Origin of the sequence: Bradyrhizobium sp. CIAT3101, assembly GCF_029714945.1 — a bacterium.
Classification (GTDB): Bacteria; Pseudomonadota; Alphaproteobacteria; order Rhizobiales; family Xanthobacteraceae; genus Bradyrhizobium.
In genome coordinates this window covers 6,538,861-6,552,256 of record NZ_CP121634.1, presented here as the reverse complement: position 1 = coordinate 6,552,256, position 13,396 = coordinate 6,538,861, and the positions used below count along the sequence as shown (strand labels likewise).

Genomic DNA, 13,396 nt, shown 5'->3' with positions numbered 1-13,396 from the left:
GATGCCGCAGCCTCGCCACAGTCAGTGCAAGATCGGATGCGGTCATCAGTGGCATCAACGATCAGCAGGCACGGCGGATGTACCTATGCCCGATGATCTTGAATGGCCCCGACGTGCAATCGTCGGGGCCATTGCCGTAATCAGCGTGGCAAAGCTGGCGACTTTTACCAAAGGCCCCGGCGTGGTCCAGCGCTCCCTCAAGAGAAATCCTGCGTCAGGATCGCGGCGAACTGCTCGAGTGCCCAGTCAGTGGCGGCGTGCGCGGCCGGCCTCGGGATGCAGTTCGACCGCCAGCATGGCCATCTGAATTGACTTTTCTTTCAGCGGCAGAACGGACGTCGGTCGGACTTGCCGCTGGCTCGACCCGCTCACGCGGATGGCAAAAGGTAACGGCTCCTGCCTCAAATCCCGTTACGGAGCGGGGGCGTCGCCTGCATGCATGACCTGCAACGGCGCGATTGTCCCGCCGATGGTTCGGCGGACGCCGTGGTTGCGCCGTTTTCCGCCTGCTCATTGCGCTTGCCGCGCCTTGGCTCATACTGACGTGTTGCCAACAGGACCACCCGTCATGTCGACTGCCGCCTTGAGCCCCCTGGACGAGACGATCACGATCGCTGACCTCACGCGCGACCCCTATCCGATCTACAAGCGCCTGAGGCGCGAAGCGCCCGTATTGCGCGTCAGATCCGTGGGCCGCACGTTTCTCACCAAGGCCGCCGACACCAAGTTCGTGAAGGACAACGCGGCGTTGTTCAGCTCCGACGATCCGAACACACCCATGAAGCGCGCCTTTCTCGCGCATACGCTGATGCGCAAGGACCACGACGAGCACCGGGCCGAACGCATGGCGATGATGCCGGCCCTCATGCCGAAGACGATCGAGTCCGTATGGGGCCCGCTGTATGCGAAACTGGCGGTGGCGTATCTCGATCGGCTGCCGCGCGGCGAGGTTGTCGATCTCTTTCCTGCCCTCGCGGGACCGCTTGCCGCGCGGATACTGGCGCACGCGATCGGCGTTCCGGACGCGAGTGATGAGGAGATGCAGCGGTGGTCGCAGACGTTGATCGACGGTGCCGGCAATTTCGGCTGGACGCCAGGGCCTTTCCAAGCGACCGACATCGCCAACGGGGAAATGGACAAATGTATCCGCGCCAACGTCGAACGCGTGCGGGCCGAGCCGGACTCCTCGGCACTCTCCTTCATGGTGAACGCGAAGAATCCTATTTTGGAAAGCCAGATGATCGCCAATGTGAAGATCGCGATCGGCGGCGGCATCAACGAGCCGCGCGACGCCCTGCTGACGATCCTCTACGGCCTGCTCACGAATCCCGATCAGCTCGATTCAGTGCGCGCAGACGGCAAATGGCGCGCCGCCTTCGAGGAAGGGGTCCGGTGGGTGGCGCCGATCCAGGCGAGTTCACGGCTTGTCATGGAGGACACGGAGTTGCGCGGCTGCTTCATCCCGAAGGGCGACACGGTGATGACGATCCAGGCCTCAGCCAACCGAGACGAGGACGTCTTCGAAGATGGCGAGAACTACAACGCGCTTCGCGAGCCCAATCCTCACCAGGCCTTCGGTAATGGCCCGCATCATTGCGCGGGTGCGCATCTGTCGCGGCGAACTGTCGGCGAGATACTGCTGCCGATGCTGTTCGAGCGCTTCCCAAATATGACCTTACCTGATCCCGCGAGCGTGCGCTGGCACGGATTCGGTTTCCGCGGCCCGCTCAATCTGCCGCTGCTGCTGCAATAGGATCGGCGCGAGGGGCGACCTCCTCAAACCGCACGTGCGATTTCGCTTCTTGGCCCTCAGCGTCTGTTGGCGCATTGCAGCCGCATGTCCGGATCTGGGGGTAGATCGGAAGTCCCGAACTCTGGGGCGGACCGACGCGATTGACCCAGAACGAACCTCGCGCCGCTTTGGCTTAGGTGCGGACTTCAAGAATTTTGCACCAGAATTGCGGTCGAACAATTCCAGCAGGTTGCGCAGCGGCTTAGTTTGTTGGCGGGTTGCGTCGCCGCATCAATGCGTTACCACGATGAAATCCGTGTCTTTTCCGGTCTCATGGCTAAATCCGTTGTCGGAAATAATCAATGAAGAGGCCGGCGTCAAAAGTTGAGAGATCCTCTCAACCGTATCCTGAGGTATTTCGATGCGGTTGAGGACAGCGTTGGCCTGATCGGGCGACGGTACCGATAGGGCGGTTTGCTTCACGGGCGTCTCGCGCCTCTTCGTGGCACCCTCGATGCGAGGAAATTCGTCCGGAATCGACACGACGGTCCAGCGAATAGCCGTTCCCTCGTTCTGGAATTCCATTGCGGTAAACACGTGTGTTCCCAGCGGCTCCTCCGGATTTTCGATCTTGACCGGGACATCAAACAACGGCGTGAAGCCCTGACGCACGAACAGCTTGCTCAACTTACGACTGACGAAGATGGAGATTGGGACGATCTTTTTGGGCGCGCTTGCAGCGGGAACCGAGCCCGGCACCTGGAGGCTGGCGGCTTCCGGAGTCTCAGCGTTTGACACCGGGGATCCCTGCGTTGCTGCGGCTGTACCGATGCTCTTGGTTGCGACGGTGGCAGTCTGGAATTCCGACGAAGCGGACGCGGCTTTCGGTTGAAAAAGATGCGGATTGGTTATCTCGACCGGCGGCTGGACATCATCGTGCGCAATGATCACGCGCGTGCCGCGCTTCGTGAGATGCCAGAGTCGAACGGCAAAATCATTTTTCAAACGGATGCAGCCGTGTGAGGCTGGATGCCCAGGCACGACACCGGCGTGCAACGCTATCCCTGACCAGGTGATGCGTTGCATGTAGGGCATGGGGGCGGCGCTATAAATATTTGAACGGTGCCATCGTTCTTTGCTGATAACGCTGAACACGCCGAGGGGCGTAGGATGCCCCTCCATTCCCGTGGACACCGAAGAGCGTGCAATCAGGGCGCCGTTGTCAAAAAGCGAGACTCGTTGGTCTGCTATTGAGATGATGATCTGGAGCGGGCCCTTCGGAAGGGGCTCGGGCGCGGTTTCAGAGTTTGTCTGCCGGTGGTGGTGCTTGTGTTTGTGGGGAGCGTATTGACCCGGCCAGAACGTGTGTTGGGGTCCAAACAGAAATTGAGCGTGTGCGATCCCCGCAGGGAGCATGAAAATGGCGAATACAGCCGTTGTTATCGCGCGCTGCATTGCTAGTAATCCCCTAGCGAACTTCGTCCGGTCCCATAGGCGCGGATCCATCGTTTCCAAACGATGCGCGAAGCCGACGCCTGTTGCGTCATCCCGACCAGCGCGCCAAGCCTCTGCTTCAAATCTGGTCGCAGTGGGTCGAAAATTGGACCGTACTCACAATTGCGGTGGGAGTTGCCGTTGTAACGGGCGCAATCGCTTGTCATCGACGCGTTGCAATCGAGCAACATGTTTTGAAGAAATTGACGAGCGGCCGTTTGCGCCATTGCGCGACCCACATTGATCCCAAGAATAAGCCTCTTCGCATGCTTGGCTTTTCTACACGGCTCCGGCGGAGCCCATAGAGGCGACGGCATCATGAACCCGTGGCGACTTGCGATAGTGGCGCCAACGATTTGCGGAACGGTCGTTCTCGCGGGGTGGATCGTTGGCTGGTTGGCCGGCTTCGGTTCGGCCGGCACCGAGAACGCCCACGCAGTGTCAATCGAGGACCGCGCAGCATCTCTCTCCGTCACCGCTAGGCTCGCGGATGAACTGCAGGCGATCGCAATGGCCGACGCCGTTGTCGCTGACACCGTTTTCGCGAACGCCCCTGTCGCTAGCGTCGAAGTGGCGACGGCCGCCGAACCCGCGGCAGGGACGACCACCGACACGACGGCGGCATCGGATAAGCCGGAATCGATCGTCGCGTTGCCCGGTCCGTCGCAGATGCTGTTGGCCGATTTATCGCCTGTGCAGGAATCGGTGGACTTGGGCCACCGTGCTGTCGACCAACCGGCGCCGACAACGTGCGGTGCATCCGGCGGTTCCTCCAACTCGGGGCCGCAGGATTTCCGGTATCTCATTTGTTATGTCTGGTCCGAACTGCCGCCTGCCGAGAAGCCGGCTGCGATCGTCTTGCGTTCGTTCAAGGACATCCCGGTCGGAACGCCGGTGGAGGAGATCAAGCGCGCGTCCGACGCTTTCGGTCTGGATTTCACTTTCATGAAGGCGGTGGCTAAGGTCGAGTCCGGTTTCAACCCCAAGCAACGCACCGGGTCGTATATCGGGCTGTTCCAGCTGAGCAAATACGAGTTCGGCAAATTCGGCTCCGGGGACATTCTCAATCCCCGCGATAATGCCGTTGCGGCCGCCTACAAGGTCATCACCGAGGGCATTCTGTTTCAGTGGGTGACGCACAGGGAGCCGGACTTGAACGATCTCTACCTGATCCATCAGCAGGGCTGGGAGGGCGCCGCGGAACACCTCAGCCAACCCAATCGCATCGCCTGGAAATCGATGTGCGCCACCAGCGAAGGCAGGGAGAAGGGCGAAAAATGGTGCAGGCGCGCGATCTGGGGCAATACGCTTCCGGCCGTCAAAGAGGCGTGGAAATCGGTGGAGAAGCTGACGTCGGAGGCGTTCGTCGGAATGTGGCGCGAGCGGGTTGCTCATCTCTATTCGAAATACATGACCACCGCCACCGCCGATGCCGAGCGGGCGCACCAGTAAATTTCCGTTGAGTGGTTGGCAGGAGTTGCAGCAGCCGCGGGCCGAGCGGGGCCTCACCGCCGCTGGTCGCGCGGATGCACGTTACGTCGTCAACGACGCGCTCCGGTCGTTCCTGCTGCGCGCTAGACTAGCGAGGTGATCGATCAGGTGGCGATGTCTGTTTGTGGCCCATCGCGTCGTTTCGCTGCGGTGCGGAATTCGATTCGCTACCAAGCCCTGACGGACATTGGGCAAGCCTGATTAATGGTTCGCCGTTGGTCGCAGCCGGGATTGCGATCTTCCGGAGCAGGCAACCTCACGACAAATCCTGTGTCAGGGTCGTGGCGAACTGCTCCAGCGCCCAGTCGACCTGGTCGCTGGTGATCACCAGCGGCGGGGCGATGCGGATCGTGTGCTCGTGGGTATCCTTGGCGAGAATGCCCTTGCCCTGGAGCGCAAGTCTCGGCCCGGTAGGAAGCTAAGCTATTAATGATGCTTAGGCCTGTAGCTTTTCCGCGTCGCGATACGATACTGCAGGGCAGGCCGGTCGTTGCAGCATTGGCCAATCTTCGCTTCAATCGTCTCTCACATTCCACGGGCGGCATAGCCAGAAACAAGTCATAGAGGATCCATGCCATCAATCGTCATTGCCCAGGGCGGCGGCCCCACCGCCGTGATCAACCAGACCCTGTGTGGCGCCATCCTTGCCGCGCGCAGGCATGATCCGTCGTTGCGCATTCTGGGCGCGCGCTATGGTGTGCGAGGCCTCACGGCGGGGAACGTCGTCGACCTGACCACCATGCCCGAGGCCGAACTCCGCCGCCTCGGCAACACGCCCAATTCGGCTCTCGGATCGACTCGCGACAAACCAGATTCCGGCGCATGCTCTGATATCCTCGCGGCCCTGGACCGGCTAGTCGCCCGCGCCTTTGTCTATATTGGCGGCAACGACACCGCCGGAACGCTCGAACTGCTGCGGCAGCAGTCAAGTGGCCCCTGCCATTTCGTGCATGCCCCCAAGACCATCGATAACGACCTGATGGAGAACGATCACGTCCCCGGCTTCATCTCGGCAGCCGCCTTTGTCGCCAATGCCCTTGTCAGCATGGATCTCGATTTTCGCGCCTTGCCCGGCATCTATGTGGCCATCGTCATGGGCCGCCATGCCGGTTTCCTCTCCGCCGCGGCCACAGGCTGGCAGCAATCGCCCGACGATGCTCCGCATCTGATCTACACGCCGGAAAAGCCGTTCTCGGTGGTTCAGTTCCTCGACGACGTCGATGCGGTTTACACGCGGCTGGGCCGTTGTATCGTCTCGATGTCCGAGGGAGTGCAGGACGAAGCCGGCCGGCCTCTCGCCGGGGCGCTGGCGGGCGCGGCCGTCGAGCGCGACGCCCATGGCAATCTGCAATTGACGGGCGGTGATCTCGGCATCGAGATCCAAAAAGCACTGAAATCGCGTTTTCCCAAGGCAAGAGCGCGTGTCGACACGCTGGGCTATCTGCCACGCGCATATATCGGCGTAATCGACGAAACCGACCGCAAAGAGGCTTTCGACGCTGGCGCATTTGCCGCGCAAAGCGCCTTAACCGGCAGCGGCTCGGTGGTGCTGCATTATGACGGCGAGCGTATCGAACCTCTGCTCGTGCCGCTCGATCGCGTGGCTGGCAAAACACGCCATATGCCCGACGATTTCCTTTTCGGCAGCAATACCGTTTCGGAAGAAGGACGGCGCTATTTTCGGCGGCTTCTACCCAAGCGGCCCGATATCTTCCTGCCGTTCGTGTGAAATGGGCGGAGAGACCATTCTCAACGTGAGGCTCTTAGCCCGCAGGATGGGTTGAGCTGTTGCGAAACCCATCGCGCAGACAACCAACGCAGTGTCTAGTCCCTCTTGTTCGACCAACTGCTAGGATGAAGTTTGATGGGTTTCGCAAGAGCTCAACTCATCCTACGAGCTGCTGCCGATGCTGTTCGAGCGCTTCCCAGGCATGACCTTAACTGATCCCGCGAGCGTGCGCTGGCACGGATTCGGTTTCCGCGGGCCGCTCAATCTGCCGCTTCTGCTGCAATAGGATCGGCGCGAGGGAGAGGCGGTTTTTGGTGACCAATAGTTCGCCGTTGACCGTGGCCGGCGTTGCGATCTTCCGACGCAGGCCTCCTCACGACAAATCCTGGGTCAGGATCGCGGCGAACTGCTCGAGCGCCCAGTCGACCTGGTCGCCGGTGATCACCAGCGGCGGAGCGATGCGGATCGTGTGCTCATGGGTGTCCTTGGCGAGAATGCCCTTGCCCTGGAGTGCCTCGCAGTAGCGGCGTGCGTGGCCGGCCTCGGGATGCAGCTCGACGGCCAGCATCAGGCCGCGCCCGCGCACGTCGCGGATCGTGTTGGCACGAATGTCCTTCAAGCCTTGCAGAAAGCGCGCGCCCTGCGCGGCCGCGTTCTCGATCATGCCTTCCTCCACCAGCACGCGCATCGCCGCGCGCGCCACTGCGCAGGCAAGCGGGTTGCCGCCGAAGGTCGAGCCATGCTGCCCGGGTCGCAATGTCCCGAGCACGTCGTTGTTCGAGAGCACGGCCGACACCGGATAGAAGCCGCCGGACAGGGCCTTGCCGAGCAGGGTCACGTCCGCCTCGATGCCCTCGTGCTGCTCGGCGAGCAGCTTGCCGGTGCGGCCAAGCCCGGTCTGGATTTCGTCGAGCACCAGCATGACGTTGTTGGCGGTGCAGAGCTCCCGGACCGCTTTGAAATAGCCGGCCGGGGGAATGATGACACCGGCTTCGCCCTGGATCGGCTCGACCAGAAAGGCGACGGTGTTCGGCGTGATCGCCGCGTCCAGCGCCGCGGCGTCACCGAACGGGATGATCTTGAAGCCCGGCGCGAACGGCCCAAAGTGTCCGCGTGTCTCGGCGTCCGTCGAGAAGCCGACGATGCCCAGTGTGCGTCCGTGGAAATTGTCGGCGCAGACGATGATCTCGGCCTGGCCGTCAGCCACGCCTTTCACCTCATAGCCCCATTTGCGCACTGACTTGATGGCGCTTTCAACCGCCTCGGCGCCGCTGTTCATCGGCAGCACCTTGTGGGAGCCGGTCAGCGCCGCGATCTCTTCGTAGAACAAGGCGAGCTGGTCGTTGTGGAAGGCGCGCGAGGTCAGCGTCAGCCGGCCTGCCTGTTCCACCATCGCCGCCAGGATCTTGGGGTGGCAGTGGCCCTGGCTGACCGCGGAATAGGCGGAGAGGCAATCGAGATAACGGTTGCCTTCGATGTCCCAGACCCAGACACCTTCGCCGCGCGTCAGGACGACCCCGATCGGCTGGTAATTTTGGGCACCAAACCGTGCTTCGGTTGCGAGGAGATCAATGACCGACGAGCTCATTTTTCGTCACTCCCATTGGGCCGCCCGGGATGTGCGCGATGCTGCCGATTTGCTCCGGCGTGTCAAATGGTTCTGCGTATCCACCTTGCATTTTCAGCTGCGCGGCCGGCTACTGTGCATGGGGTTGTTTCGACTTTTGGGGTCGGCCGAGGCTAGTCAGGAGTCCTGCCTGCGGTGCTCGATCTCCAGCGTGACCAGGCGCGCCAACAATGTCGCCGGAAACAGCTGGCCAAAGATGGCTTCCATGTTGCACAGGCTGCGCGCAACCGGATGCAGCGGGGCGACGTCGCCGTATCCGGTCGTGGTCATCGTCGCGAAGCTGAAATAGATGACGTCGCTTGCGAGCCTCGGACTGTCTTGCACCTTCATGCTCACAAAGGCGTCCTGATCGAGCGAGCCGATGAAGGTGTAGAATGCGGCGAAGATCACGGCGACCGCCAGATACAGCAGCACGGCGCCGATCACGCGATGATAGGTCACGCGGCCCGGCGCGAAGGTCTGGCGCGCCACCGCCCAGGCCATGGTCGTTCCCACGATGAGCCACGAACCGGCAAACAGATTGAGGTCGAGAATGGATGGCGATCTGATCCGGAGGATCGCACCGACCGTGATCATGACGAGCGCGATCAGCATCGCGACAACAGCGACCGGACTGCCTGATATCACGAAGATGCCGCAGACCAGCAGCAACGCCAGCACAAGCTCCGACACCTGGAATGCAAAAAGTCCCAGCGCCTGCAACGGCGAGATCACGAACATCATGATCGCCAGCAGGACTGTCAGGACGGTGAGGGCCGGATCGGCCCAGCGTTCGCGCAATTGGTCGATGTTCATGACGCCTCAGCCGATCGAGCAGGGGACGCTCAGGAAGCCGCGGAACCGGACGCGGCCGCCACGCACGGGCTGGCCGCTCACGGCATAGTCCGGGAAGCGTGCCAGGAAACGCGAGATCGCAATCGCGCCTTCGAGCCGCGCCAGCGCCATGCCGGCGCATTGATGCGCGCCGGTGGCAAACGCAAGGTGCCGGTTCGGCGTTCGCGCAACGTCGAAGCGTTCAGGATCGGGAAACTGCGCGGGGTCGCGATTGGCTGCGCCGATGCAGAGCGTCACCGACGTGCCGGCCTCGAGCAGCACGCCGCCGAGCTCGATCCGCTCGGTCGTCATGCGGTTGCCGAGCTGGTTCGAGCTTTCGTAGCGCAGGATCTCCTCGACGCCGGTCTTGATGAGATCCGGATTGTCGATCAGCCGCTGCTTCTGCTCCGGATTCCGATGCAGCGCGACGAGGCCGTTGCCGATCAGATTGGTGGTCGTCTCGTGGCCGGCATTGAGCAGGAAGATGCAATTGTGCAGCAGCTCCTTCTCGGTCAACCGTTCACCGTTGTCTTCTCCCTGGATCAGGCGCGTCAGCACGTCGCGGTCGGGGTTGCCCGGTGTCTCGCGCCGGCGTGCAACCAGCGTCTCGAGATAGGCAAGGAAATCCGTCACCGCCTTGTTGCCGCGCGCGGCGACCTCAGTGGATACGACCGGCTCCAGCGCGCCCAGGATCGCCAGCGACCAGTCGCGCAGCGGCGCACGTTCGTCATGGGGGACGTCGAGCAGATTGCCGATCACCTCGATCGGGATCGAAGCGGCAAAATCCTCGATCAGCTCGCAATCGCCCTTGTCGGCGATGGCGTCGAGCAGGCCGTCGACCAGCCTGACGATATCGCCCTCCATGCCCGCGATCGCGCGCGGCGACAGCGCGCCCATGATCAGGCGCCGCACGCGGGTGTGTGCAGGAGGATCGTTGAAGACGAGGCTCGTGGTGTGGTGCTCGTAGAGCGGCGTGTCGCCATATTTCGGCGCGAACTCGCGCTTTTTGTCCGAGCTGAACGATTTGGTGTTCTTGTAGGTGGTGACGAGGTCGTCGTAACGGGTGAGGAACACGGTGCCGCTCGGCAGACGCTTGACCGGCTCGTTCTCCCGCAGTGCACGATAAGTCGGGTAGGGATCGTCGTAGAATTCACTCGTCAGCTTCGCCAGATCGAAATTGGCCGCCAATTCTTTCGCATCTGCGTTCATGCGCCATACTCACCGGTTGAGACCGATATGCCGTTTTCGCTCTTTCGAGCTTTGCCGGTCACCGTCTACAGTCGTGCCGTGATTTGCAAGCCGACCGGACAGGAAAATGCACGCCCGCGCTGACGCTTCCGACACGGCCCCGAACTGGCCGGACGATATCTTCGCGACCTTGCAACGCTTCGACGTGCGGCAGGTGCCTTACGTGCCCGATGCCGGTCATTCGAAGCTGATCCAGCGCGTGCTGGGGTCCTCCACGATGCGCGGCATTCCGCTGACGACGGAGGAGGAGGGCGTCGCGCTGCTCGCCGGCGCCTGGACCGGCGGCCAACGCGGTGTGCTGCTGATGCAGTCGAGCGGCGTCGGCAATTGCATCAACATGCTGTCGCTGATCCCGATCCTGCGCTTTCCGTTCCTCACCCTCGTGACCATGCGCGGCGAATGGGGCGAGTTCAATCCGTGGCAGGTGCCGATGGGGTCGACCACGCAGGGCGTGTTCGAACTGTCCGGCATCAAGGTGCTGCGCGCCTCGAACGCAGCCGAGGTGCCGGCGGTGTTGGAAGCAGCCGCAGCGCAAGCCTACAACGCGCTGACGCCCACCGCCGTCCTCTTGTCTCAGCGCCTGATCGGCGCCAAGGTTTTCACCAAATGAGCAAGGCCAATCTCCTCGACCGCCGCCAGGTCGTCGCCGCGCTGCTCGCAAACCGCAAGGACGTCGTCGCGATCGGCGGCCTCGGCGCCTCCACCAACGACATCACCGCGGCCGGCGACCACGCCCGCAACTTTTATTTGTGGGGAGGCATGGGTGGCGCCGCCATGATTGGGCTTGGCCTCGCCCTGGCGCAGCCAAAATTGCCGGTGCTGGTCATCACCGGCGATGGCGAGATGCTGATGGGGATGGGCAGCCTTGCCACCATCGGGCTGCAGAAGCCGTCCAACCTCTCGATCGCAGTTCTCGATAACGAGGCCTATGGCGAGACCGGCGGCCAGACCAGCCACACCTCGGCAGCCGCCGATCTCGTCGGTGTCGCCAGGGCCTGCGGCATCGCCGACAGCGGGGCAATCTCGACCATGGCCGAGGTCGAAAGCTTCGCCAAAGCCATCCACGACCTTTCGGCCGGGCCTCGCTTTGCCAATGTGAAGATCGACAGCGCCAGCGTCGAGCGCATCCTGCCGAGCCGGGACGGAACCTACATCGTCAACCGGATCCGCGGCGACCTCGGGTTCCAGCCGATCTGACGCCAATCCGGATTTGCGGACGGCATTCGCTCCCGCGGGCGGTAACCTGTGACCAATTTCCAACAGATTCTCACGCACTTAGGTTGCGTCGCAGCAATTTGCTTGACTTTGGCGTGGGTGAGTGCTTACTCACTAACATGAGCTCATTGCGTATGACGAGCGACCTGAGGCGTCAATTGATCCTCGGAGCCGCGAAACGCTGCTTTGCCCGACACGGCTATAACGGGACCACGACGAAGAGCGTGGCGGCCGCTGCTGCCATTTCCGAGGCGCTGCTGTTCAAGCACTTCCCGTCCAAGGCGGCACTCTATGCCGAAATCCTCAGCGACGAGTGCGAGGCGGACCCGGCGCTGACCGAACTCCTCGAGCGGGAGCCGTCGACGGCCACCCTGGTCGAACTGATCCGTGGCATGGTTCAGCACTTCCTGCAGATCGCCGACGGCCCCGACCAGGAGGAGGCCCAACGCTTGCGACTGATGGCCACCAGTCATCTGGATGACGGCGAATTCGCGCGTTTGCTATATGCCAAGATCGAGACGCTGATCGGAGCCGTCTTCGTCGCCTCGCTCGAACGCGCGGTCGCCGCCGGCGATGCGCGGGCTTGTGGCAATGAACCGCTCAACCTGTTCTGGTTTGCGCATCACACGGTGATGACCGCTGCGCTGACCAGGCTGCCGTCCGTGCCTTGTCTCGCTTATGGCAGGGCCAACGAGTTGGAGCGGCAGCTCTGTGAGTTTCTCCTGAGAGGCATCGGACTTAACGACGCCGCAATTGCTTCGCATCTGGGCCGCGATCAGGCCACGGGTGCCGGCAAGACGGCGATTGCAGAAAGCGCATGACAATGAACATCGTAGCCGAAAACAAGATTTCGGGCGAACCGATCGACAGCAAGGCTCCCAAGCGCCCGGTCCGGCCGGTGCTCTGGTTCATCATCATCGGCACGCTCCTCGGCGCGCTGGTCGGTGGCCTCGTCTGGTTCAATTATTTCCGTGGCCAGATGATCAAGCAGTTCTTCGCCAACAACAAGCCGCCGCCGACCGCAGTCAGCGCGGCGGAAGCGAAGTCGGAGGTGGTGCCGAACCTGCTGACCGCAGTCGGCAGCCTCGTTGCCGTGCATCAGGTCGACGTCAGCGCCGACGTCAACGGTCGCGTCACCGAGATCAAGTTCGAGCCGGGTGCCCATGTCGAAGCCGGCATGCCGCTGGTGCAGCTGTTCGACGCGCCGGACCAGGGCGACCTCGCCAACTTCAAGGCGCAGGCGACCGTCGCGCAGCTGTCGCTCGATCGCGCCAAGCAGCTGGCCTCGCGCCAGTTTGGTCCGCAGGCGACGGTCGACCAGGCACAAGCATCTTATGACCAGGCGCTGGCAGGCATCGCCAAGACCGAAGCGCTGATCTCGCAGAAGCTGGTGCGCGCACCGTTCTCCGGCGATCTCGGTGTCCGCAAGGTCGAGGTCGGACAATATCTCACGGCAGGCACGGCGATCGTCTCGCTGACCGATCTGTCGGAGCTGTGGGCGAACTTCACGGTGACGGAAAAGGACTCCGCCAACCTCAAGGTCGGACAAGTGGTCCGGTTGAAGGTCGACGCCTATCCGGGCCGTACCTTCGACGGCAAGATCACCACGATCGAGCCGCAGATCGCGACCGACACGCGCAACATCCGCGTGCAGGCAACCATCGCCAATCCGGAGAAGATCCTGAAGCCGGGCATGTTCGTGAGCACCACGGTGGTGCTGCCGGAGAAGCCGGCCGTGATCACCGTTCCGGAAACGGCCGTTGACTACACGCTGTATGGCGACTCCGTATTCGTGATCACCGAGAAGAAGGAAGAGGACGGCAAGACCAGCCTGAGCGCGGTGCGCACGTTCGTTCAGACTGGCAACCGGGTGAACGGTCGCGTCGAAATCATCAAGGGCGTCAAGCCTGGCGACAAGGTCGTCGCCGTCGGTCAGCTCAAGCTGCAATCGGGTGCTGCCGTTGCGATTTCGACCGACCCGTCTCCGCAGATCCCGGCGCAACCGCCGCGCTACTGACAATACACTCGCGTGATCCGGCCTGGCCGG

At 62.4% G+C, this 13,396-nt stretch carries 11 protein-coding genes and 1 pseudogene; 7 read left to right on the top strand and 5 right to left on the bottom strand.

The window, feature by feature from the left end; all coding sequences use genetic code 11:
• The first annotated feature begins 568 nt into the window (after positions 1-568).
• The gene (locus tag QA645_RS30845) at positions 569-1,753 is read left to right on the top strand and encodes a cytochrome P450 (protein ID WP_254135321.1); all 1,185 of its coding nucleotides are present in this window, start codon (positions 569-571) and stop codon (positions 1,751-1,753) included.
• A 270-nt stretch (positions 1,754-2,023) separates the two neighbouring features.
• Here the strand turns inward: QA645_RS30845 and QA645_RS30840 are convergent, their stop codons facing one another.
• Positions 2,024-3,187 carry a L,D-transpeptidase gene (locus QA645_RS30840; protein WP_283045080.1) on the bottom strand — a complete coding sequence of 388 codons (1,164 nt, stop codon included), beginning with the start codon at positions 3,185-3,187 and terminating at the stop codon, positions 2,024-2,026.
• Between the two features lie 357 nt (positions 3,188-3,544).
• On the opposite strand from QA645_RS30840, the gene QA645_RS30835 reads away from it, so the two are divergent.
• Positions 3,545-4,678: a transglycosylase SLT domain-containing protein gene (locus tag QA645_RS30835; protein ID WP_283045079.1), complete on the top strand. Its 1,134-nt coding sequence runs from the start codon at positions 3,545-3,547 to the stop codon at positions 4,676-4,678.
• Between the two features lie 295 nt (positions 4,679-4,973).
• Here the strand turns inward: QA645_RS30835 and rocD (QA645_RS30830) are convergent.
• Positions 4,974-5,114: pseudogene (gene rocD / locus QA645_RS30830) on the bottom strand (ornithine--oxo-acid transaminase); the annotation flags it as partial.
• Between the two features lie 174 nt (positions 5,115-5,288).
• On the opposite strand from rocD (QA645_RS30830), the gene QA645_RS30825 reads away from it, so the two are divergent.
• The gene (locus tag QA645_RS30825) at positions 5,289-6,446 is read left to right on the top strand and encodes a diphosphate--fructose-6-phosphate 1-phosphotransferase (protein WP_283045078.1); all 1,158 of its coding nucleotides are present in this window, start codon (positions 5,289-5,291) and stop codon (positions 6,444-6,446) included.
• A gap of 373 nt (positions 6,447-6,819) precedes the next feature.
• Here the strand turns inward: QA645_RS30825 and rocD (QA645_RS30820) are convergent, their stop codons facing one another.
• The 3 genes from rocD (QA645_RS30820) to QA645_RS30810 all read right to left on the bottom strand — a co-directional run bounded on the left by rocD (QA645_RS30820) (position 6,820) and on the right by QA645_RS30810 (position 10,095).
• Entirely contained in the window at positions 6,820-8,034 is a 1,215-nt protein-coding gene (gene rocD / locus QA645_RS30820) for an ornithine--oxo-acid transaminase (protein ID WP_283045077.1), read from the bottom strand.
• Positions 8,035-8,190: 156 nt separating this feature from the next.
• Positions 8,191-8,868: a potassium channel family protein gene (locus tag QA645_RS30815; RefSeq protein ID WP_283045076.1), complete on the bottom strand. Its 678-nt coding sequence runs from the start codon at positions 8,866-8,868 to the stop codon at positions 8,191-8,193.
• A gap of 6 nt (positions 8,869-8,874) precedes the next feature.
• Positions 8,875-10,095: a cytochrome P450 gene (locus QA645_RS30810; RefSeq protein ID WP_283045075.1), complete on the bottom strand. Its 1,221-nt coding sequence runs from the start codon at positions 10,093-10,095 to the stop codon at positions 8,875-8,877.
• Positions 10,096-10,201: 106 nt separating this feature from the next.
• Here QA645_RS30810 and QA645_RS30805 point away from each other — a divergent pair, with 106 nt between their 5' ends.
• The 4 genes from QA645_RS30805 to QA645_RS30790 all read left to right on the top strand — a co-directional run bounded on the left by QA645_RS30805 (position 10,202) and on the right by QA645_RS30790 (position 13,366).
• Positions 10,202-10,744 (top strand): phosphonopyruvate decarboxylase, encoded by a 543-nt coding sequence (locus tag QA645_RS30805; protein WP_254192626.1) that lies wholly within the window; start codon positions 10,202-10,204, stop codon positions 10,742-10,744.
• The gene (locus tag QA645_RS30800) at positions 10,741-11,331 is read left to right on the top strand and encodes a thiamine pyrophosphate-dependent enzyme (protein ID WP_283045074.1); all 591 of its coding nucleotides are present in this window, start codon (positions 10,741-10,743) and stop codon (positions 11,329-11,331) included. The genes QA645_RS30805 and QA645_RS30800 overlap by 4 nt, the downstream gene beginning before the upstream one ends.
• A gap of 137 nt (positions 11,332-11,468) precedes the next feature.
• Complete coding sequence (locus QA645_RS30795) at positions 11,469-12,170, top strand: TetR/AcrR family transcriptional regulator (RefSeq protein WP_254196185.1); 702 nt, start codon at positions 11,469-11,471, stop codon at positions 12,168-12,170.
• Positions 12,171-12,172: 2 nt separating this feature from the next.
• Complete coding sequence (locus QA645_RS30790; protein ID WP_254135323.1) at positions 12,173-13,366, top strand: efflux RND transporter periplasmic adaptor subunit; 1,194 nt, start codon at positions 12,173-12,175, stop codon at positions 13,364-13,366.
• Positions 13,367-13,396 lie beyond the last annotated feature (30 nt).